Raw genomic sequence first — 21138 nt, forward strand, 5'->3', positions numbered from 1 at the left:
CGAGGCGGCGAATCACCCGAAACCCCCTGTTCCGTCGCACTTCATCCCCCCAGCGGAGTGTCGTCCAGGTGTTTCCGCAGCTCCACCAGCGAGTCGTGCACCGAGACCGCGCCGGCGTCGAGCAGCTCGTCCACCGCGAAACCGCCCGTGCGCACCGCGACGGCGGGCAGACCCGCCCGGCCGGCCGCGATCGCGTCCCAGGTCGAGTCGCCCACCATGACCCCCTGCGAGCCACCGGCTTTCGCCAGGGCCACCTGCACCAGGTCGGGCGCGGGCTTGCTCTCGTCGGCGTCCTCGGAGGTGGTCCAGGCCTCGGCCAGTGAGCGGCCGTCGATCAGGTCGAGGAAGTGCTCCACGTGCCGGGCCTTGCCGGAACTGGCCAGCACCAGCCGGAATCCGCGGCCCTTCACCTCTTCCAGCAGCTCGCGAGCACCCTCGAACGGGCGGATCTCGTCGATCAGGGGCTCGAACTCGCTCTCCCAGGCATCGCGCAGGTCGTCGCCGAGCCGCTTCTCCACGTCGTCACCGGCCACCGCGGCGACCAGTTTGTCGCCGCCCATCCCGATCGCCCGGTGCAGACGCCACACCGGCAGGGTGATGTCGTGCCGGCGGAACGCCCGGTACCAGGCCAGAGCGTGCTGGTAGTTGGTGTCCACGAGCGTGCCGTCGACGTCGAAGATCGCGGTGTCGGCCATGCCCGCCACCGTATTCATCCGGCGGCGGCGGGCATCCCGAGGTGTTCCATCCCCCGAGGTGGTCCATCCCCCCGAGGTGGTCCGTCACCCGATGTCGGTCGTCACCGCGAGCGCCTTCCCGGCCTCGTACTCCTGGAGCAGGGTGGCCGCCTTCTGCGTGGCCAGCCCGTAGGAGTCGGAGCCGAGCAGCTGGTGCAGCGGCGCGTCCCCGGTTGCGGCCACCGCGATGATGGCCGCGGCCGCCTTCGCCGGGTCGCCGAGCTGGGTGCCGGGCATGGCCAGGTGCTGTTCGGTCATCTCCCGCACCGCCGGATAGGCCTCGCTCGAGGCCGTGGGCAGCCCCAGCGAGACCGGCCGCAGGAAGTCGGTGCGCAGGTAACCCGGCTCGACCAGGTTGACCCGGATGCCGAACCCGGCCACCTCGGCGGCGAGCGACTCGGTGAGTCCCTCCAGCGCGTACTTGCCCGCGACGTAGAGCCCCCAGCCCGGGAACGCGAGCAGCCCCAGCACCGACGACACGTTGATCACGTGCCCCGACCTCTGCCCGCGCAGGATCGGCAGCACCGCGCGGAGCACGTTCCACACCCCGAAGATCTGCACGTCGAACATCTGCCGGGCCTCGGCGTCGGTGATCTCCTCCACCGCACCCAGGAAGCCGTATCCGGCGTTGTTGACCACCACGTCCACCGTTCCGAAACGCTCGTGGGTGGCCTTCACCGCCGCGGCGACCGCGGCCTCGTCGGCGAGATCGAGGGGCAGGGCCAGCAGCCGGGTGGTGTCGGTGCCGATGAGGGACGCGTGGAGGCGCTCGGTGGAACGGGTGGTCGCGGCGACGTGGTCGCCGCGGTCGAGGAGCTGACGGACGAGCTCGAGGCCGAGACCGCGGGATGCGCCGGTGACGAACCAGGTGGACACGATGGATCTCCTTGCTGCTGAGCCTTTTCCGGACGTGGTTCATCCTGCGCCGGGCCCGGCCCGGCCGACAGGACGAACCCGGCCCAGCGCTGCCGGGGAACGCCGTACCCACCCAGGGCCTACGCCCCGCGTCCGGCCCGGGGCACCATGGGGGCATGGCTTCAGAGCTGGGTGAGTTCCTGCGCACGAGCCGGGCCGCGCTGTCGCCCGAGGACGCGGGCGTGGAACCGGGCCGGGGCCCGGGCGAGGCACCCCGGCGGGTCCGTGGACTCCGGCGGGAGGAGGTCGCGCGGCTGGCCGGGGTCAGCGTCGACTACTACACGCGGCTGGAGCAGGGCCGGCACAGCACGCCGTCGGAGACGGTGGTGAACGCGCTCGCCCGGGCCCTGCGGCTCGACGACGTGACCCGCGCCCACCTGCTGGACCTGGCCCACCCGGCCCGCCGCGAGCGCGGTCGTGAGGCCCCGCCGGCGCAGCGCGTGCGCCCGGCGCTGCGGCAGATGATGGCCTCGTTCACCGACCACCCGGCCCTGGTCCTCGGCCGCCGCACCGACGTCCTGGCCTCGAACACGCTGGCCACAAGGCTTTTCACGGACTGGAAGGCCCTGCCGCCAGGCACCCGCAACTACACGCGCTGGGTGCTGCTCGATCCGGCGGCCCGGGAACGGTTCGTCGACTGGGAGAGCGTGGCGGCGGACGCGGTGGGCACGTTGCGTCGCGAGGCGGGCCGGCGTCCCGGTGACCCGTCGCTGAACGAGCTGGTCGGGGAGCTCACCATCGCCAGCCCGCAGTTCCGCGCGGCCTGGGACGGCCACCGGGTGCACGAGCGCACCCACGGCACCAAGCGGATGCGGCACCCCGAGGTCGGGGCCATCACGCTGCGGTTCGAGACGCTCGTGCTGCCGGGCGACGACGACCAGACGCTGTTCGTCTACAGCACCGATCCGGGCAGCCCGTCGAGCGACAACCTGCGCCTGCTGGGGATGCTCGGCACCCCGGCGACGACAACGACCCCGGCGGCTTCCGGGCCGCCCACACACCCGGCCGCCCCCGCGTCCTCCGCGTCCACCACCGCACCGGTGACCGCCGCGCCATCGGCGACCACCACGTCCTCAAACTCGTCGGCCCGGCGCGAGAACACCGCGCCGGACCGGTAGATCAGGCACCCCCGAACCGCACCGGGGGTGCCGGGACCGGATCAGTCGCCCGGCACGCCCTCGATGTCACGCACGCTCGCCACCACGGCCATCGCGGCCGGGTCGAGGTCGAGCTGCCCCTTGCCGATGCGACGCGTCCACACCACGTTCTGACGCACGATGCGGGCCGGGATACCGGCGGCCACCGACAGCGGCGGCACCTTGCCCGACACCACGGCGCGGGCACCGACGATGACCCCGGCGCCGACGTTCGCACCCTTGAGGATCATCACCTGCTTGCCCAGCCACACGTGGTCACCCAGCACGATCGGCTTGTCCGGGTTGATGCGCTCACCCGAGTCGATGTCGTAGATGGCGTGGGTGTCGGTGTCGCGGATCTCGACCGAGAACGAGAACATGCAGTCCTCGCCGATGGTGATGCCGGCGCTGTGGGCGACCAGCATCGCGCTCTCACAGGTCGAGTTCTCACCGATGACGACCTTGGCGCCGCCGGCCACCGAGATGCTCCACTTGCCGGACACGCCCGCACCGATGTGCACGGAACAAGGGCCGCCGTTGTTCCGGATCTTGATCTTCGAACCGGCCAGGCGGGCCTCGGGCGAGATCTGGATGTCGTGATCTTCGCCCTGGACCTCGAGTTGAAGCTCTGCCACGTGTGTCGGTGTCCTTGTCCTGCTACAGCACGAAACGGATTTTTCTTTGACCTGAGTCACGGAGTCTTGCACACGTGACCCACAGGAGCCCGAAACCACTGACACGTGCCGGTGTGATGCAGGCGATTCGCCGGTCCGCAGAAGACCTTTGACACCTGACGGACGGTTGTCGAATATCCACGTTAGGTCACTGGAATCCGGTTTCGGTCATCTTCTCGAGACCCTCCGTCCAGAACCGGGCCCGGCACTGTTCACCTGCGGTCAATCTCTCGGCCGCAGCCGCAGCGGAGGCATCACCGGGGCCGGCAACGGGTCGGGCCGGCCGGCGGGGAACGGCCCGAACCGCTCGTCGGAAAGCCCCGGCCCGGCACTGATCTCGGCCTGCCAGGCGGCCCGGAAGGCCGCCACCTCGTCGTGGTCGCGGCCGACGAAGTTCCACCACATCACGATCCGCTCCCCCAGCGGCACCCCGCCGATCAGCACCAGCCGCACCGGTTCCTCACCCGCGGCCAGCGTGACCCGCCGTCTTCCGAGCGGCACGTAGGCCAGGTGGTCGGATGCGACGCGGGTGCCGTCGAGGTGAACCGCACCCCCGTCGGGAAGCACGCCGTACTCGAAGTCGGCCCGCAGCTCCAGGTCGGCGCGGCCCCCGGCCGGCAGCCGGATCTCGGCGCCGAGCAGGGGCGGCGTGTAGGTCGGCACCGGCGAGGTACTGCCCGCGAGCGAGCCCAGGAACACCCGGATCTCAGCCTCCCCCACCGACACCGGGGCGGGCGCGTAGTGGTGGAACGTGGGCGGCATGTGGCGGGTGCCGTCGGGCAGCGCGTACCAGAGCTGGGCCCCGTGCAGGGTGCGCGTGTGCGGGGTGCTGATCTCCTCGTGCGAGATGCCGCGCCCGGCGACCATCAGGTTCACCTCACCGGGCCGCACCCGGGCCTCGAACCCGGCCGAGTCGAGGTGGTCGATCTCGCCGGTGAACAGCCAGCTGACAGTGGCCAGCCCGGTGTGCGGGTGCCGGGGGACGCGCATCCCGCCGGTGGTCTCGACGGCGTCCGGCCCGTAGTGGTCGAGGAAGCACCACGACCCGATCAGCGTGCGCCCGCGCTGCGGCAGGGTGCGCCGCACCGACATCGCCCGGGGACCGCCCAGCGGCACGTCCCGCGGATCCAGGACCTCGAGATCCCGGGCGTCGCCGTTCTCACAGATCACCGCATCCGGCCGGGGCTCCACATCGCTCACACCGAGAAGGAGAACACGCCCTCTTCGTGATCATGAAAAATACTTCCGGCGCGCGGGTCCGGGATCCGGCCCCGACACGCGGTTCACGGGCGCCGAGGACCCACTTGCCCAACATTTGTGTCACGTTTTAGGACTTTCGTGACTTTCCGTTGAGTCGTGCCGTATCTTCCGTGATGCCCGGCCGTTTCACTCTGGTTGATCTCTCCGAGATCGAACGGGCGGCCGTCCGGCTTCCCCTGAACGCGTCTTCACCCCCGCACCTAGAAAGGCAGCCGCGTGAGCAACACCGATCCGTACGGCGCCGTGCCCGACTGGCCGAAGGTCAGTGCGAACATCACTGAGGACGGCACCGCCGAAGTCACGATCAACGGTTCCCCGCGAACGGTGCTCAGCGGTGGCGGCGACGTCGCCCGGGCCCGGGCCGCGGTGCTCGAGCACCTGAGTGTGCAGACGGCCGGTCTCGGCCGTCCGCTGCGGGTCGAGACGATCGACCCCGAGGGCCGCTCGCAGCTGGTCGTGCACCCCGACGGCCGTGTGCTGCCGCTCGACGAGCAGCCGCCGGACTCGACGGCCCGCGCCTGGGAGCAGGTCGCGCCCGGCCCGCTGCCCGGTTCGGCCCGGCGCCCGAAGATCGGCCGCTCCAAGCACGGCCCGCTGCGCGACGCCCTGGGCGCGCGCACCGCCGGCAGCGAGGCCACCCTCCCGGCGGACGCCTACGAGGCTCCCGCCGAGACCGCGCCGGTCACCCCGATCACCGCTGTCCCGCAGGCGGTTCCGGCCGCCGAGACCGTCACGGCCCGCCCGGCCACCCCTCAGCCCGCTCCCCAGCCGACCCCCGAGCCGTCAGGCCGGCCGACCCCGGAGGCCGTCACGCCGCCCCTCACCCCGGTCACCCCGAACACCCCGCCGACCGGCGCCGTGCCGATCCCGTCGTCCACCAACCAGACGGCCAAGGAACTCGGTGTGCCGCAGCCGAAACCGACGCTCCCCGACCTGCTCGCCACGCGTCCCCCGGCCCCCAACGGCCCTGCCGTCAACGGCTGGCAGGCGCTCGTGCGCCGGGTCTCCGGCGGCCTCCTGTCCCCCACGCCGAGCAGCCGTGAACTGGAGTACCGCGAGGCCGTCGGCTCGGTGCAGCGCAGCCTGCGCGGCCCGAAGACCGTCGTGGTGGTGAACCCCAAGGGCGGCGCCCACAAGACCACCGCCACGCTGCTGATCGCCTCGACGTTCGGCATGCACCGCGGCGGCTACACCCTGGCCTGGGACAACAACGAGACCCGGGGCACCCTGGGCTGGCGCGCCAACCCGGCCCGGCACACCAACACCGCGGTCGACCTGCTGCGCGATCTCGACCGGTTCACCGACGTGAGGTCCTCCCGCGTGGGCGATCTCGACAACTATGTGCGATCGCAGGGCAGCGCCCAGTTCGACGTGCTGGCCAGCGACGAAGACGCCGCCTCGGCCGCCAGCATCGACGACGGCGCGTTCGACCAGCTGCACAAGGCCCTCGCCCGCTTCTACCGGGTCCTGGTCGTCGACACCGGCAACAACATGCGGGCCTCGAACTGGCAGGCCGCGGTCAACGCCGCCGACCAGCTCGTGATCGTGTCCACCATCCGCGAGGACACGGCCGCCTCCGCCGCCTGGCTCGCCGACGGCCTGCGCGCCGCCGGCCAGGAAGAGCTCGTGCACAAGGCGGTCACCGTGCTCAGCGCTCCGGCCAAGAAGCCGGAACCGGCTCTGCACGACCGGCTTCACGACCACTTCGGCAACCTCACCCGCGTCGTGCTCGACGTTCCCCACGACCCGGCGCTGGTCTCCGGCGGGCCGATCACCTACGACGCGCTCTCGCCCACCAGCCGCACGGCCTGGCTGCGGGTCACCGCCGCGATCGCCGACGGCCTGTAACAGCGAACCGGCATGATCACGGCCTTCTCCCACGAGGCCGTGATCATGCCCGGGCCGACCTGACGTGGGCCCGCTCCAGGGTGCGCGCCACCACGAGGTCCCCCAGCACCGTGAGCTGAGCGACGTCTTCGTCGAGAGTTTCGCTCCGGAGCACCGTTCCGTCGGCCTGGTCCCGGATCTCGAGCCGCCCCCGCAAGGCCGTCACCAGGTGCGATCCGGCGAACTCGACCCGCTGCGAGGAATCGGCATCGTCGGTCTGCCAGAGCTTCTCACCGGTGCGCGGTGAGATCCCGAGCATTCCGACGGCTTCGCCCTGCACCACGAGCAGCGACTCGTCACCGCACATCTTCACCCCGACGGCCTTGCGCCCGAACGGATACGTCCAGACCCGGCGCCCGGGAGCGGGATCCAGCACCACCAGCTCCTCGGCGAGTGCGAGCACCAGCCGGTCCGGCCCGTACAGCCCGGAATCCTCCGAGATCAGCGGGAACTGCCCCGACCAGAGAATCTCCCCGTCCCTCCGGCGGAGCAGATCGATCGTCGACGGAGCCCCGGACCGCCCCTCCACCCGGACCAGGATCCCCGCGTCGATCTCGTCGACCGACCGAATGTCCGCGAAGTAACCGGAATTCCAGATGGCCCGGCCGGTGCGGCGATCCAGAGCGGTGACGGAGGCCGGGATCTCCTCCCCGTCCCGCCGGCCCCCGTTGGCGGCGACCAGCAGCCGGTTCCCGGCCGGCACCACCGCGGTGACCTGCCCCTGGACCGTCGCCTGCCAGACCTGCCGGCCGTCGCGGATCGCGTAGACGCGCCCGTTCGAGGCGAATTGGCCGTCCGAGTCGCCGAACGTGCCGACGTAGGCCACGCCTTCCTGCACCACGGCCGGCACCGACACCCAGCCGACGGTGCGAAAGAGCCACTTCTGACGCCCGTCTCGGTCCAGGGCCACGAGAGCGCCGGTCTCGTCGTCGAAGTCGCGCGCCGCCAGCGAGACGTACACCGTGTCGCCGTGAGTCACCGGCGCGTCCGTGATCACCTTGTGGCTCTCGAACGTCCACCGCAGCCCGCCGTTTCCGGGGGATACGGCCTTCACCGTGCCGTCGCCCGCGACGAGGAGCAGGAGATCCCCCGACATCGCGGGCAGGGGCATGGTGCCGCCGCTCGGCTTCGCCAGGTCGATGGTGACGGTGGACGTCCCGGTCGCCTCAGCCGTTCCCGTCACCGTCCGCGTCGCCTCGGGTATCCGGACAGGACCGGACCCGGCCGGTTCCGGCGCCTCGCCTCCCGCCACCGACCGGCGCACCACCCAGGCCCCGAGCGCCCCGACCGCGAGCCCGCTGCCCACGAAGAGCACGGCCCGTCGCCGCACCGCCGGACTGTCCCCCTCCTGCTCGTGCTCCGGCGCGTCAGACACGGCCACCTGCGGCGATGGTGCGAAGGTCGGCGATCAGCGAGTCCAGCGCCCGGCTGCGCGAACGTGCGCTGCTGGCGACCCGTTCCAGGTCGGTGAGCGCCTCCTGGGCGCAGTCGCGATCGAGAACGGGCTCGAGACCGGGATTGTCCCGGTACATCGAGGCCGCGCCGGGCAGGACCAGCACGCCGACCGTGTCCAGGCGGGTGCGTCTCTCCCCCTCCAGCGCCGTGATCTCGAGCGAGTACGCGGCGATGTCCAGTTCCGAGCCGAGCGTCAGGGCGAACCGGTCGGTGGACCCCGCCGCGACGCTCTGGGCGACAGGCACCCGGATCTCGTCACCGGCCTCCGCCTGCTCCGGGACGGTCACCGCGTAGGTGGCGCTGAAGCTCTCGAAGCCCCCGATCCCGAGGTAACAGACCGGCACCTCGGTCACGTCGATCACCCGCACGGCCAGATCGGTGACGGACGCCGCGACCTCCCCCACGTTCCGCACCCGCACGTCCAGGTCGAGGGCGTTCACCCGGTCGGGACGGGGCGTGCCGCCCGGTGGGGTGGAGGTGCCGTCCACCGTGCGCACCTGCTCCAGCCCGACCTTGACCGCCTCCAGCCCGGACCCGCGTGAAGGCTCCGGCACCCCGGCCCCCGATCCAGCCCCGGAAAAGAACACCGGATACAGCGCGACCAGCGCCGCCTCCGTCCCCACCAGCGATGCCCAGGCCAGCACGGCCGCCCCCGGCGTCCGCAACCGAAATCCCGCCGCCCCCGAACGCCGAGCCGTCTCCGGAACCGGGCCAGTGCCCGCAGCCGGCCCCGGCGCCTGCTCGGGCCCCTGGCCCCGGACGACACCGTCGCGCTCGCCCGGCACCGCCGCGCCGGGCCCGGCGTCACCCGACCCGGCCCGCCCCGAACCGGCCGCCTCGGGCGGCCCGTCCCCCTCGTCCCCCATTCCCATGCCCGCCATGATGACGACCTTTTGCGACCTGCGTCACTGTTTATCCGCAAACCGCGAGGCCCCCGGCCACCACACGGGTGACCGGGGGCCGGCAGGAATCGCTCAGCCGGCGAGCGCGGCCTTCCACAGCGGAACCACGTTCTCGAGCGCGTACCCGATCGACAGCGGCGACTCGGTGGCGAACGCCTGGCTGATGTTCTGGTCGTCGAGAACCACGGCGTGACCGGCCTTCACCGCGGGAACGGCCTTGAAGAGCGCGTTGTCGCTGATCTCCTTGGCCTCGATGTAGATCGGGCTCATCGTGACCAGGTCGGCGTCGAGCATCTTGAGGTTCTCCTCGGAGACGCTGACAGAGAACTCGCCGGCCTTGGCCTGGGCCTGGATCGTCGGGTTGTTCTTGAAACCGAGCGACTCGGCGAAGGCCACGCGGCCCGAACCCTCGACGTAGGCGCCCCAGCCCTCGCTGGTCTTCGAGCCGACCGTGATGGTCTTGCCCGCGAACTCGGGGTTCTCGTCGGCGTACTTCTTGTACAGCGCCTCGGTCTGGGCGATCAGCTCGTCGCCCTTCTCCTTCTCCCCGAGGGCGGTGGCGATCATCGTGGTCTGGTCGCGCCAGGGGGTGAGGTAGGCGTCGGCGTCGGCCGGGATGCCGACGGTCGGGGCGATCTTGCTGAGCGTCGCGTAGCGCTCTTCGTCACCGCTCGACTTCACGTCGAGGATGAGGTCGGGCTTGAGCGCGGCGATCTTCTCGTACTCCGGCTCGAGGGTCTTGATGATGGTCGGGGCGGTGGTGTACTTGCCCTCGGCCCACGGGCCGACACCCTCACCGCCGAAGCCCAGCCAGTCGCTGGCCCCCACGGGCTGAACGCCCAGCGCGAGCGCGGTCTCGGCGTCGGACCAGCCGAGCGCGACGACCCGCTCGGGCTTCGCGTCGATCGTGACGTCACCGAACTTGGTGGCCACGGTGGCCGGGAAGGCGCCGGCCGCAGCGCTTTCCGAGGTGGAGGCGGTGGACGCGTCGGACGACGAGTCACCACAGGCGCTCAGGGTGACCAGCACGACGCCGGCGAGAGCTACGGCGGCGACGCGCGCAGAGCGACGCCAGGGCAGGAGGGAACTCATGAAAGTTAGCTTAGCATAACCTAACTTAGAGCTCGGTGCCGGCCGATCGGGACGATCATGGGTGTGCCCGAGATCGGGTCGGGCACGACGGAACACCGCATCCCGAAGATCTCCTCGATCAGGTCCGCCGTGACCACTTCGCGCGGATCGCCCTGCGCCATCACCTTTCCCAGGCGCATGGCGACCAGGTGGTCGGCGTAGCGGCAGGCCAGGTTCAGGTCGTGCAGCACCACCACGACGGTGGTGCCGCGGGTGGTGTTCAGGTCGACGAGCAGGTCGAGAACCTCGAGCTGGTGCGCCACGTCGAGGTAGGTGGTGGGTTCGTCGAGCAGCAGCAGGTCGGTTCGCTGGGCCAGGGCCATCGCGATCCAGACCCGTTGCCTCTGGCCGCCACTCAGCGCGTCGACCGGCCGCGACGCCAGCTCGAGCACGCTGGTGGCGCGCATCGCCTCGGCCACCGCCTCGTCGTCCTGCGCGGTCCAGCGTCGCAGCCAGCCCTGGTGCGGGTAGCGGCCCCGGCTCACCAGGTCGCTGACGATGATGCCGTCGGGCGCGACCGGCGTCTGGGGCAGGATGCCGAGCACCGCGGCCACGTCTTTCGTGGCGGACTTCTGAATGTCCTTGCCGTCGAGCAGGACCGCGCCGGACGTGGGCACGAGCAGCCGGGCCATCGACCGCAGCGTGGTGGACTTGCCGCAGGCGTTCGGGCCCACGATCATCGTCAGCCTGCCCGGCGGGATGTCGAGATTCAGCCCCTCGACCACCCGGTGCCCGTCGTAGCCCAGGCTGAGATCCCGTGCACCGAGCGTGTGTTCGGCCGTCATCGTCTATCCACCCTTGCCGATCCGGTTGGCCCGCGCGAGCAGGTAGAGCAGGTACGGGGCCCCGACGAGACTGGTGACCACGCCGACCGGCATCTGGGCCCAGAGCAGGTGCTGGGCCGCGAAGTCCGCCACCAGCATGAGAAGTGAGCCGACCAGGGCGGCCTGCACCAGCGCCGCGCCCTTGGTCGGGATCAGGCGCCGGGCCACCGGCCCGGCGACGAAGGCCACGAACGCCACCGGCCCGGCCGAGGCCACGGCCACACCGGTCAGACCGACCGCACAGGCCAGCAGCAACCGCCGGCTGCGCTCGACCGGCACACCGAGACCGGCCGCGGTGTCGTCGCCGAGCTGCAGCACCGGCAGGGGGCGAGCCGTGAGCGCGGTCAACGGCAGCAGAATCACCAGCGCGATCAGCAGGGGCCAGAACTGTTCCAGCGAAGAGCCGTTCAGCGATCCGGTGAGCCAGACCAGGGCGTCGGCCGCGACACTCACGTCGGCGCGGGTGAGCAGGTAGGAGACCACGCTCGACGACGCCCCGGCCACCCCGATGCCGACGAGAATGAGGCGGTACCCGACGATTCCGCGTTGCCAGGCCAGCACGTAGATCAGGGTGGACGCGATCACGGCACCGGCCAGGGCCGACGCGGAGAGCGCGAAACCGCTGACGCCGAGGCCGATCGACGCGATGACGGCGCCGATCGTGGCGCCCTGGTTCACGCCGATCATGTCCGGGCTGGCCAGCGGGTTGCGCAGCAGGGCCTGGAAGATGGCCCCGGACAGGCCGAGTGCGAGCCCGGCGCACAACCCGGTGACGGCGCGGGGCAGGCGCAGCTCGACGATGATGAAGTTGTCGGCGGTGTCGCCCTGGCCGATCAGCGTGAGCACCACGTCGCGCAGCGGGATCTGGAAGTCGCCGAACGACAGGCTGAGGGCCAGGGTGAGCACGATCCCGGCGACCAGCACGGTGGTGACGGTGATCTCGCGGCGGCGGCCGGTGTGCCGGGCCCGGGTCAGCACCTGGGAATCGGTCAGAACGCTCACAGCTCCGCCAACTTCCGCCGCCGCACCAGCACGATGAACGGGATCGCCCCGACCATCGCGGTCACGATGCCGACCTGCAGCTCCCCGGGCCGCGCGATGAGCCGGCCGATCACGTCGGACACCAGCAGCAGCGAGGGTCCCAGCAGCATGCTCTGCGGCAGCACCCAGCGGTAGTCGGCGCCCGACAGCATGCGCACCGCGTGCGGCACGACCAGCCCGACGAACGAGATCGGCCCGGCGACGACCGTGGCGGCGCCGGTCAGCAGCACCACCGTGGCCGCGCTGACCAGGCGGATCAGACCGACCTTCTGCCCCAGGCCGCGGGCCACGTCGTCGCCCAGGGCCAGGGCGTTGAGCTGGGAGCCGAGGGTGAGGGCGACCAGCACGCCGATGCCGATGAACGGGGCGGCCTGCCAGATCACCGCGCTGTCGCGGCCGATCAGCGAGCCGACCTGCCAGAACCGGTAGAGGTCGTAGGTTCGGGTGTCCTGGAGCAGGATCGCGGTGGTCAGCGCGAGCAGGGCGGCGCTGGTGGCCTGCCCGGCCAGGGCCAGCTTGACCGGGGTCGCGCCCTCGCGGCCGAGCGAGCCGACGCCGTAGACGACGGTGGCCGCGACCGCCGCGCCGATGAAGCCGAACCAGATGTACCCGTCGGCCGCGGTGATGCCGAGCGCGCTGATCGCGAAGACCACGGCGGCCGAGGCCCCGGCGTTGATGCCGAGCAGCCCCGGGTCGGCCAGCGGGTTACGCGTGACGCCCTGGATCACCGCTCCGGCGAGGCCGAGGGCCGCGCCGGCGAACAGGCCGGCGGCGGTGCGCGGGATGCGCAGCTCCTGCATGATCAGCTGGCCCTCGACGGTGCGGTCGGGGCTGAAGAGGCCGTTCCAGACGTCGCTCAGCGGCACCGAGCCGGAGCCGACCGCCAGGCTCAGGGTGATCGCGACGACGAGCACCACGAGCAGGCCGAGCACGCCCAGCAGCCCGGTGCTCACCCGGATCCGGGAGGGCGGTTGCCGGCGTGTGGGCACGTCGCCCGGCGGCGCGTCGATCGCGGGCGTCACCAGCACTCCTGTCAGAATCCCAGACCAAGTAAGGGGACCCTAACACCCCCGGCAAGGGCTCCTGACCAGAGGGCGCACCAGCAGAATGATGGACGCGGTGGTCGCCGGCCACGGTCGGCCCACCAGGCGCGGGTCGCCCGTCGCCTCGTTGCCCTGTCGGCCCGTCGCCCCGTCGCCTCGTCGCCCCGTCGCTCTGTCGCCCCGTCGCTCTGTCGCCCCGGCACCCCGGCACCCCGGTCGCCCCAGTCGCCCCGGCCCACCGGCATCGGGCGCCCCGCCTCACTCCTACGCCACGGCCGAGCGCCGGGCTTGGCCTGAGCACAGACACACCCCCTATGCCCGGAAGGTATAGAGGGTGTACCTCTGCCCAGCCGTAACGATGGGGCGCCCCCTGAACGGGCGCCGAGTGAGCCTGGTCGGCAGGACTGATCGGCAGGACTGATCGGCAGGACTGATCGGCAGGACTGATCGGCAGGACTGATCGGCAGGACTGATCGGCAGGACTGATCGGCAGGACTGATCGGCAGGACTGATCGGCAGGACTGATCGGCAGGACTGATCGGCAGGACTGATCGGCAGAACTGATCGGCAGAACTGATCGGCAGGACTGATCGGCAGGACTGGCCTACGGGGCTGACCCGCAGGGCTGACCCACGAGGGCTCGGCCGACGAGGGCTCGGCCGACGAGGGCTCCACCAACGAGGGCTCCACCAACGAGCGCTCGACCAACGAGCGCTCGACCAACGAGCGCTCGACCAACGAGCGCTGGGCCGACGACGGCTTGACCGCTCGGTCAGGTGGGCTCGGGCACCGCGTCCGGGTCTTCCGGGTCACCCGGACCGGGCTCGGCCGGGGCGGGCGGCAGCGTCTCCGGGGTGTCGGGCAGGAGTTCGCCCGGGTCGTCGGGAGCAGGCTCGCGCGGGTCGATCGGCGGGTAGATCTCCGGGTCGAGGTCGGGCTCGCTTCCGGGGCTCGGCTCAGACATCCCGAAAGGATCCCGCACTTAACGGTTCGTGCCAGTTCAGGCGCCCGTACGATTCGGGCATGGCCGCCGCGCGACGTGCCCCCTGGAGCCTCAACGAGCTCTGTTTCACCATTACTTTCAGCCGGGGCCGTTCCCCCGGCGAGGTGCTCGGCCTCTACGGCGCCGACCCCGCGCAGGCCCGCACCCTGACCTGGCAGGAGGCGTGCGACGAGCAGATGTTCGTCGCCGACGAGCGGCTGTTCCTGCGGTCGGGCAAGCTCGGGCACTGGGCCTTCGGCTACGAGGCGCTCTCGCTCGAAGGACTGCGCCCGCCTGTGCTGCAGGCGCTTTCGGAGGGCACCGACACGCTGGTCCTGTTCTGGGCCGAGGGCAAGATGCGGTTCGGGCACTGGCGCGACGGCGTGGAGCACGAGTCCTTCGAGCCCGGCCTCAGCTACTCCCGGCCCCGGTCACAGCCCCGGCCGTTCTGGGACCGCATCCATCACCGCTATCAGAACGGCTCGTCCGGCTACCTCGCCGCGATCGAGGTGATCGACGAGCACATCCGCACCTCCGTCACCCACGAGGCCCTCTCCGCTCCCGCGCTCACCCTCGAACTCACCACTCCCGCGCCGGATCACCTGACCCGCCCGCGCCCTCCCGCATCACGCAAGGGCCTCGGAAAGTCGCTCGGCGCTCTTCGTCTCGACCCACCACCGCCGAGCCACACGGTCGTCGGCATCCCCGCCCCAGGCCCCGAGACAGGCACGGGCCCGTCCACCTCCTCCCCCTGAACCGTCCTGGCCCGTCCTGGCCCCACGCTGGTCCGCACTGGCCCGCACTGGCCCGCACTGCTCCGCGCCGGTCCGCGCCGATCCGCGCCGATCCGCGCCGATCCGCACTCCCCGGCCACCGGCCCCGGCGGGCCGAGTGCCGCAAGCGACCACCACGTCCTTCATTGAAAAAAGCGGCCCCCGACCGAAAATCGGAAGGGGGCCGCCGAAACACGGATCAGCGCCTGGTGACCTGAACCACCGCGGGCCGCGGGCCCCGCCAGTCGCCCTTGCCCGGCTTCGCACCCGCCGCGACATAGTCGGGGAAGTACGAGTTCTGGGCCGCCCAGGTCCCTTCCTCACCCGGGTGCTGCACCGCGACGAACACCGAGCCGTCCTGGTCGTGGATCACCGGGCCACAGGTCTCGGCCTGCACCGGCACCGCCAGGAACTGCACCAGGTGACCACGCTCCCTGCCGTGCAGCGGCACCTTGAACAGGCCGTCGTTCTTCTTGATCGAGCTGGGCTGGCCGTCGGTGGAGATCCACAGGTTGCCGGCCGAGTCGAACGCGATGTTGTCCGGGCACGAGATCGGCGCGACCGGACCTTCCCACCCGCCGAAATAGGTTCCCGCCTGGCCGTTGTCACCACAGACCAGGAACAGGTCCCACTCGAACTTCGTGGCGTCGGCCCGGCCCCGGCGCTCGGTGATCTCGATGATGTGACCGTTCTTGTTCGCCGTGCGCGGGTTCGGCGCGTCGGTCGCCGGCTTGCCCGCGGTGCCCCGCGCGTCGTTGTTCGTGCAGACCACGTAGACCCTGCCGGTCTTCAGGTCGGGCTGCACGTCCTCGCAGCGGTCCATCGGCGTGGCCTTGACGGCGTCCGCGGCCTCGCGGGTGAAGATCAGCACCTCCTCGAGCGTGAACCCGGCGACGGCCGACTTCCCGTTCTTCGTCAGCGGGATCCATTCCCCGGTACCGAGATTGGCGTTGTCCTCACGCTGCACACCGCTGAACTTGGCGACGTAGAGGTCACCCTCGCTCAGCAGCTTGAGGTTGTGCTTGCGGGCCGCCCGCGAGTCGCCCTTCCTGTACTTGTTCTTCGCCACGAACTTGTACAGGTAGTCGAACTTCTCGTCGTCACCCATGTACGCGACCACGGTGCCGTCGTCGTCCACCCGGACGTTGGCGCCCTCGTGCTTCATCCGGCCCATCGCGGTGTGCTTGACCGGCGTGGACTTCGGGTCGGTCGGGTCGATCTCGACGATGTAGCCGAAACGGTTCGGCTCGTGGGCGTAGTCGGCCTGGGTGGCGTCGAAGCGCGGGTCGATCTTCTCCCAGCCGTACGAGCTCGCGGCGTTGGTGAGACCGTAGCGCTTGCTGCCCCGCGCGGCCGGGTCGGCCACGAAGTAACCGTTGAAGTTCTCCTCACCGGAGAGCACGGTGCCCCAGGGGGTGGTGCCACCGGAACAGTTGCCGAACGTGCCCAGCGCGACGCGCCCCTCCGGGTCGGCCTTGGTCTTCAGCAGATCGGACCCGGCGGCCGGGCCGTCGAAGGCGAACGGCGTGTCGGCGGTGATGCGGCGGTTGTGGTACCCACCGCGCACGTACGACCACTTCTCGCCCCGGCGGCGGCGTTCCAGCTCGACGACCGCGAAACCGTGCGCGGCCTTGAGGGTACGCAGCACCTCGGCCTCTTCGTCGGCCGTGGTGGCCGGCGGGAACATGATGGCCCGGTTGGTGTACTCGTGGTTGCACACCAGGAGCGCCTCGGTGCCACCCCTGTTCGTCTCGATGATGTCGAGATAGTCGTTGTTGTAACCGAACTGGAGTGCCTGTGCCTTGGCACTGGGCTTCGTCGGGTCGAACGCCGGGGAGTTCTTGAACAGCGGGTCGCCCCAGCGGATGATCGGGTCCCACCGGAAGCCCTTCGGCACCGTGAACGCGTCTTTCGTGCTGTCGACGGAGGCGATCGGCGTGAACTTCAGGCCGCCCGCGGCCCGGCTCGACGCTTCGGCTTCCTGCGCGTGCACGATCGGCATCGCGGCGGCCGCGGCGAGTGCACCACCACCGGCCAGCAGGGCGCGACGACTCAGGGCCGCCGACGCCACACTCTGGAACGTGGGCTCGCAGCTCGTGTTCGGGGCCGGACGGGAACAGGCGTTGTCACACTTGAGATCGCAGGTGACGGCGCTGCGATTCCCGTGGGTCAGCCCGAACATGGGCAGGTTTCTCATCAGGATTCTCCCGGTGGACATGAAGACACAGGTGCTGGTCAGCTGTGATCCCTCGCGAAACTACGGAAGGCGCCGGGCCCCGGGCACCCGGTTCGACGAGTACAGTCGGTGAACGGACATTTTCGTCAGTGTTCACTCACCTATTGCCCCGGGTGCGTCAACACGGCGTTGACAACGCTTCGTTGAGGCTCAATGCTGGCGACATGTTCAGCGACGATCAGCAGGCCCGCGACGCCCTGTCCGGCGCCGACCTGGCCCCGCGTCCCTGGCAGAGCCCGGGGCAGCCGCCGTCCGACACCGACCTGGTGCGCTACGCGACCTGGCTGGCCCACTCCCCCGACCCCGATCCGGCCGCGCTCGGGGCCGGGTTGCGATTACTGGCGTCGGCGCGCGCCGAGATCGACCAGTGCGAGGCCGGGCTGATGTTCGGTGCCCGGGCCGCCGGGATGACCTGGCCGCAGGTGGCCCAGGCGCTCGGGCTGGGGTCGGCGCAGGCGGCGCAGCAGCGGTTCCACCGGGTGCTGGCGCGGCTGCCGTGATTCTCGCACGCCGTAACCCTTTTCGATGCCGGGCCTCGCGGTGACGCCGGGTTCCGTCGTGCGGTCCGGGTTTTCGGGCCGATCCACGGACGACGCACCCACCGCCGCACAGCCGGTCACCCCCGTACAGCCGGTCACCCCCGACGACCGGGCCGGCACCATCACGATCCAGGACTCCCAGGAGCACGCATGACCCACCCCACCCCGCCGGACCTGCTCACGCTCCACGCGGTGCGCACCCTGGGCTACGCCAGCACGGCCCGCGTGGCCGGGCGCACCGGGCTGCCGGTCGCGACGGCCGAGGAGCACCTGCTCGACGCCCAGGCGTTCGGGCAGGTCAGCTGGACCGGATACCACGGCGACGGCGGCTGGTCACTCACCGAGGCCGGAAAGGCGCACGAGGAGAAGCTTCTCGCGGCGGAACTGGACGCGACCGGGGCCCGGGCCCTGGTCGAGGCGGTGCACCACGACTTCCTGCCGCTGAACGAGACCGTCTCGGCCACCTGCACCGCGTGGCAGCTGGCCGAGCTGGAGATGACCGACGACCCGCCCACGCTCACCGAGATCCTGGCCGCGTTGTCCGGGCCGGCGCGGCGTCTGGAAGGACTCGAGCAGCGCCTCACCTCCGTGCTTCCCCGGTTCGCGGGCTATCACGAGCGCTTCGCGGGGGCGCTGGAACGGGCCGAGCACGACCTGCACTGGGTCACCGGCACCGATCGCGACTCGTGTCACCGGGTCTGGTTCGAGCTGCACGAAGACCTCGCCGCCACGCTCGGTCTGGGGCACTGAGACGCTGCGCACGGGTGACCCCGGGTGACCGTTCTGTAATACTTCGCACCGTGCCGCATCCCGTCGAGCGCTCCATGCTGCGCATCAGTCTGCGCTGGGCAGCCATCAGCCGCATGGTCGTGGCCATCGGCTGCGGCGGGCTCGGCCTGTTCCTGGTCTCGGGCACCCGTCTGCTGGTGGCGGCGCTGGTCGCCGCCGGGCTGATCGTCTGGACCGTGGTGTTCTGCGTGCGCATGCTGCGGATCCAGGGCGGCGACCGCGTCGGGCCCGGCTGGCTGACGGCCGACCTGGTCATCACCTGCGGCGTGCTGGCGAGCCAGTTCTGGCTGATCCCGCTGGACAGCGTGCCCGACGGCACCGGCTGGATGAACGCGCTGGTGGCCATGACGATCGTGACCTACCAGTGGCACACGTCGACGCCGGTCGGGGCGCTGGCGGCGGTGCTGCTGACGGCCTCGTACTGGATCGGGATCGAGACGGCCATCGGTGACAACGGTGGCCCCTGGCCCGCCCCCGCGATCTGGCTGCTGGCCGACGGCCTGCTGTCACGCGGGCTGTTCGTCATGACCCGCCGGGGTGGGCGCCGCGCCGACGAGTACCTGGCCGCCGGTGACCGCGAACGGGCGGCCGCGCAGCTGAGCCGGGCGCGCCGGTCCGACGAGCGCGAGCACCTGGCCACCCTGCACGACACCGCCGCCGCCACGCTGCTCATGGTCGGGCTCGGCACGGTGCACGGGCGCCGCGACTGGCTGCAGCAGCAGGCCCGCCGCGACCTGGCCCTGCTCGACCCCCAGGTGCGCGCGGTGAAACCGGAACCGGTGCTCGACCTGGCCACCATGCTCGCCGAGACGACGGCGGCCGGTCAGGTCACCGTCCACCATTCGCCGTTCGACACCCTGATGGTGCCCTCGCTGCCGGCGCTGGCGATCCGCGACAGCGTGCGCGAGGCACTCACCAACGTGGCGCGGCACGCGGGGGTGCCCGAGGCCAGCCTTTCGATCGACCAACAGGGGACGCGTCTGGTGGTCGAGGTGAGCGACGCGGGCGTGGGTTTCGTCCCGACCCGGGTCCCGATCACGCGGCGCGGCATCTCCGAGTCGATCGAGGCCCGGATGACGCGTGCCGGGGGAATCGGCACCGTCGACTCGGCGCCGGGCCGGGGCACCCGGGTGCGGCTGGAGTGGGCCGGTGGCTGAGTCCCCGTCGCCCCACGACTCCGCGGCCCAGGCTCCTGCGGAGTCCCTGGCGCCCTCAGCCTCCTCGGTGTCCTCGGCGCGCACGCTGATCGCCGACGAGTTCATCCGTGGCCTGCGCATCGCGACGCTCGGCGTGACCACCGCGGTGCTGTGCGTCTGGTTCCTGCCCATCGCGGTCGCCAGTCCGGGGGCCTACGCGCGGCCCACGCTGGAGTACGTCTCGCTGGCCGTGCTGGTCGCCCTGCTGCTGCTCGCGGTGGTGACGGTCGCGCGGGACCGGCCCTGGGGGCGGCTCCGCTGGCCGATGGTGCTCGTCGCGCTCGTGGCCACGGTGCTGGCCACGGCGGCGGTGAGGCCGGAGCAGATGGTCCTGCCGCCGCACTGGTCGTGGAAGGTGTTCGGCTGGTTCGCGGTGCTGCTGCTGATGGACCTGCCGCTCGGCTGGTTCTTCGGGGCCCTGGCCTTTCAGCAGGCGCTCTCGCTGGTGCAGGTGCTCGCGGCGGGGCAGGGCGACCGCCCGACGCTGGTCGAGATGGGCGTCACCAGTCTGCTCGTGGCCAGCTGGCAGGGGGCCGTGGCGGTGGCGGCGGTGGCCCTGCAGCGTTCGGGGGCGGTGGCCCGGGAGACCGCGGCCGAGGAAGAACGCCTGCGCCTGTCGGAACGAGTGGCCGAACAGGTGCACGGCGACCGCCAGGCCCGCTACGCCGAGCTCACCGTCACCACCACTCCCCTGCTCCAGGGCATCGCCGACGGACTGCTCGACCCCGCCGATCCCGGCGTCCAGCGCGCCTGCTCGGTCGAGGCCGCCCGCATGCGGCGCCTGTTCGCCGAGAGCGACGAGGTCTCCGACCCGCTCAGCCACGAGATCTCGGCCTGCATCGACGTGGCCGAGCGCCAGGGCACGGCCGTGCAGGCGTCGGTACGCGGCACCCTGCCCCCCGTTCCCCTGGCCGCACGCCGGGCCCTGACCGAACCGGTGATCGCCGTTCTCGCCGGCGCCCGCTCGAGTGCCCGGCTGACCGTCGTGGGCCGTGACGACCAGGTCACCCTCAGCGTGGTGGTCGACGGCGCCCTCGACCTGGACCCCGCCCTCTTCCCCGCCACCCCCGGCCCCCTCGAAACCCCTCACACCCCGAGCCACCCCAACACACCGGGCCCCCTCGAAACCCCTCACACCCCGAGCCACCCCGACACGCCTGGTCCCCTCCGAGGCTCTGGCCCTCTCGGAGACCCTGGCGTCCTTGGCCCCCCTGCCGTCCCCCACCTCCCCGGCAGCCCCGGCGGCCCTGACGACCCCGGCACCCCCGGGCCGGTGCAGATCAGCCGCCTGATCAGTGGCGACCGACTGTGGCTCGACGTGACCTGGCGCCAGGCCGGCTGACCCGCCCCGGGAGGGCAGGGGGTTGTCTCTACAAAAACGCCCGGACGATCCATAACGTCAGCGCAGCTAATCATTACGGATCGTCCGGCGGTTCCGGAAGAAGAATCCCGCTCCCCCCGGTGGGGAGCGGGATCAGCCCGCCAACCGGGCCCGAGCGCTCAGAGCAGCCCACCCCCGCACAGGGTCGAGGCAGGCTCAGGGCGGGTCACACGCACCACCGGGGCCAGCTCAACTCAGACCCGAGTCAGCTCAACTCAGACCCGAGCCAGCTCAACTCAG

The 21138-nt window shown here is 71.3% G+C and carries 20 protein-coding genes; 8 read left to right on the forward strand and 12 right to left on the reverse strand.

Annotated features, from left to right (window positions below):
• Window positions 1-41 precede the first annotated feature (41 nt).
• Entirely contained in the window at window positions 42-695 is a 654-nt protein-coding gene (locus J2S57_RS03445) for an HAD family hydrolase (protein ID WP_307238191.1), read from the reverse strand.
• Between the two features lie 84 nt (window positions 696-779).
• Entirely contained in the window at window positions 780-1610 is an 831-nt protein-coding gene (locus tag J2S57_RS03450) for an SDR family NAD(P)-dependent oxidoreductase (RefSeq protein ID WP_307238193.1), read from the reverse strand.
• A 155-nt stretch (window positions 1611-1765) separates the two neighbouring features.
• Here J2S57_RS03450 and J2S57_RS03455 point away from each other — a divergent pair, with 155 nt between their 5' ends.
• Window positions 1766-2767: a helix-turn-helix transcriptional regulator gene (locus tag J2S57_RS03455; RefSeq protein ID WP_307238195.1), complete on the forward strand. Its 1002-nt coding sequence runs from the start codon at window positions 1766-1768 to the stop codon at window positions 2765-2767.
• A 41-nt stretch (window positions 2768-2808) separates the two neighbouring features.
• Here J2S57_RS03455 and J2S57_RS03460 read toward each other — a convergent pair whose 3' ends face one another.
• Both J2S57_RS03460 and J2S57_RS03465 read right to left on the reverse strand, forming a co-directional pair.
• Window positions 2809-3420 carry an acyltransferase gene (locus J2S57_RS03460; protein ID WP_307238197.1) on the reverse strand — a complete coding sequence of 204 codons (612 nt, stop codon included), beginning with the start codon at window positions 3418-3420 and terminating at the stop codon, window positions 2809-2811.
• 261 nt (window positions 3421-3681) lie between these two features.
• A complete protein-coding gene (locus J2S57_RS03465; RefSeq protein WP_307238200.1) occupies window positions 3682-4659 on the reverse strand; it encodes a pirin family protein in 978 nt (325 codons plus the stop codon).
• 276 nt (window positions 4660-4935) lie between these two features.
• On the opposite strand from J2S57_RS03465, the gene J2S57_RS03470 reads away from it, so the two are divergent.
• Window positions 4936-6567 carry a MinD/ParA family ATP-binding protein gene (locus J2S57_RS03470; RefSeq protein ID WP_307238202.1) on the forward strand — a complete coding sequence of 544 codons (1632 nt, stop codon included), beginning with the start codon at window positions 4936-4938 and terminating at the stop codon, window positions 6565-6567.
• Between the two features lie 43 nt (window positions 6568-6610).
• Here the strand turns inward: J2S57_RS03470 and J2S57_RS03475 are convergent, their stop codons facing one another.
• From J2S57_RS03475 to J2S57_RS03505, 7 genes are all read right to left on the reverse strand, one after another.
• Window positions 6611-7981, reverse strand: a complete 1371-nt coding sequence (locus tag J2S57_RS03475) for an outer membrane protein assembly factor BamB family protein (protein ID WP_307238204.1) — start codon at window positions 7979-7981, stop codon at window positions 6611-6613.
• Window positions 7974-8933 (reverse strand): hypothetical protein, encoded by a 960-nt coding sequence (locus J2S57_RS03480; RefSeq protein ID WP_307238206.1) that lies wholly within the window; start codon window positions 8931-8933, stop codon window positions 7974-7976. Before J2S57_RS03480 ends, J2S57_RS03475 begins: the two co-directional genes overlap by 8 nt.
• Window positions 8934-9035: 102 nt before the next feature.
• Complete coding sequence (locus tag J2S57_RS03485) at window positions 9036-10055, reverse strand: iron-siderophore ABC transporter substrate-binding protein (RefSeq protein ID WP_307238208.1); 1020 nt, start codon at window positions 10053-10055, stop codon at window positions 9036-9038.
• 20 nt (window positions 10056-10075) lie between these two features.
• Entirely contained in the window at window positions 10076-10879 is an 804-nt protein-coding gene (locus tag J2S57_RS03490; protein ID WP_307238210.1) for an ABC transporter ATP-binding protein, read from the reverse strand.
• A 3-nt stretch (window positions 10880-10882) separates the two neighbouring features.
• Window positions 10883-11920 carry a FecCD family ABC transporter permease gene (locus J2S57_RS03495; RefSeq protein ID WP_307238212.1) on the reverse strand — a complete coding sequence of 346 codons (1038 nt, stop codon included), beginning with the start codon at window positions 11918-11920 and terminating at the stop codon, window positions 10883-10885.
• A complete protein-coding gene (locus tag J2S57_RS03500; RefSeq protein ID WP_370882560.1) occupies window positions 11917-12918 on the reverse strand; it encodes a FecCD family ABC transporter permease in 1002 nt (333 codons plus the stop codon). The genes J2S57_RS03495 and J2S57_RS03500 overlap by 4 nt, the downstream gene beginning before the upstream one ends.
• A gap of 856 nt (window positions 12919-13774) precedes the next feature.
• Complete coding sequence (locus J2S57_RS03505; protein WP_307238216.1) at window positions 13775-13966, reverse strand: hypothetical protein; 192 nt, start codon at window positions 13964-13966, stop codon at window positions 13775-13777.
• Window positions 13967-14025: 59 nt separating this feature from the next.
• On the opposite strand from J2S57_RS03505, the gene J2S57_RS03510 reads away from it, so the two are divergent.
• The gene (locus J2S57_RS03510) at window positions 14026-14739 is read left to right on the forward strand and encodes a DUF6461 domain-containing protein (protein ID WP_307238218.1); all 714 of its coding nucleotides are present in this window, start codon (window positions 14026-14028) and stop codon (window positions 14737-14739) included.
• A gap of 217 nt (window positions 14740-14956) precedes the next feature.
• Here J2S57_RS03510 and J2S57_RS03515 read toward each other — a convergent pair whose 3' ends face one another.
• Window positions 14957-16954 (reverse strand): PhoX family protein, encoded by a 1998-nt coding sequence (locus tag J2S57_RS03515; protein ID WP_307238220.1) that lies wholly within the window; start codon window positions 16952-16954, stop codon window positions 14957-14959.
• 203 nt (window positions 16955-17157) lie between these two features.
• Between J2S57_RS03515 and J2S57_RS03520 the strand changes: the two genes are divergently transcribed.
• The 5 genes from J2S57_RS03520 to J2S57_RS03540 are packed head-to-tail and all read left to right on the forward strand — an operon-like array spanning window position 17158 to window position 20859.
• Window positions 17158-17493, forward strand: a complete 336-nt coding sequence (locus J2S57_RS03520) for a hypothetical protein (protein WP_307238222.1) — start codon at window positions 17158-17160, stop codon at window positions 17491-17493.
• Between the two features lie 25 nt (window positions 17494-17518).
• The gene (locus J2S57_RS03525) at window positions 17519-17686 is read left to right on the forward strand and encodes a hypothetical protein (protein ID WP_307238224.1); all 168 of its coding nucleotides are present in this window, start codon (window positions 17519-17521) and stop codon (window positions 17684-17686) included.
• Entirely contained in the window at window positions 17683-18282 is a 600-nt protein-coding gene (locus J2S57_RS03530) for a hypothetical protein (RefSeq protein ID WP_307238226.1), read from the forward strand. Before J2S57_RS03525 ends, J2S57_RS03530 begins: the two co-directional genes overlap by 4 nt.
• 50 nt (window positions 18283-18332) lie before the next feature.
• Entirely contained in the window at window positions 18333-19478 is a 1146-nt protein-coding gene (locus J2S57_RS03535) for a sensor histidine kinase (RefSeq protein ID WP_307238228.1), read from the forward strand.
• Window positions 19471-20859, forward strand: a complete 1389-nt coding sequence (locus J2S57_RS03540; RefSeq protein WP_307238230.1) for a hypothetical protein — start codon at window positions 19471-19473, stop codon at window positions 20857-20859. The genes J2S57_RS03535 and J2S57_RS03540 overlap by 8 nt, the downstream gene beginning before the upstream one ends.
• The last annotated feature ends 279 nt before the right edge of the window (window positions 20860-21138 follow it).

Source organism: Kineosporia succinea (assembly GCF_030811555.1).
In the GTDB taxonomy this organism is placed as follows: domain Bacteria; phylum Actinomycetota; class Actinomycetes; order Actinomycetales; family Kineosporiaceae; genus Kineosporia; species Kineosporia succinea.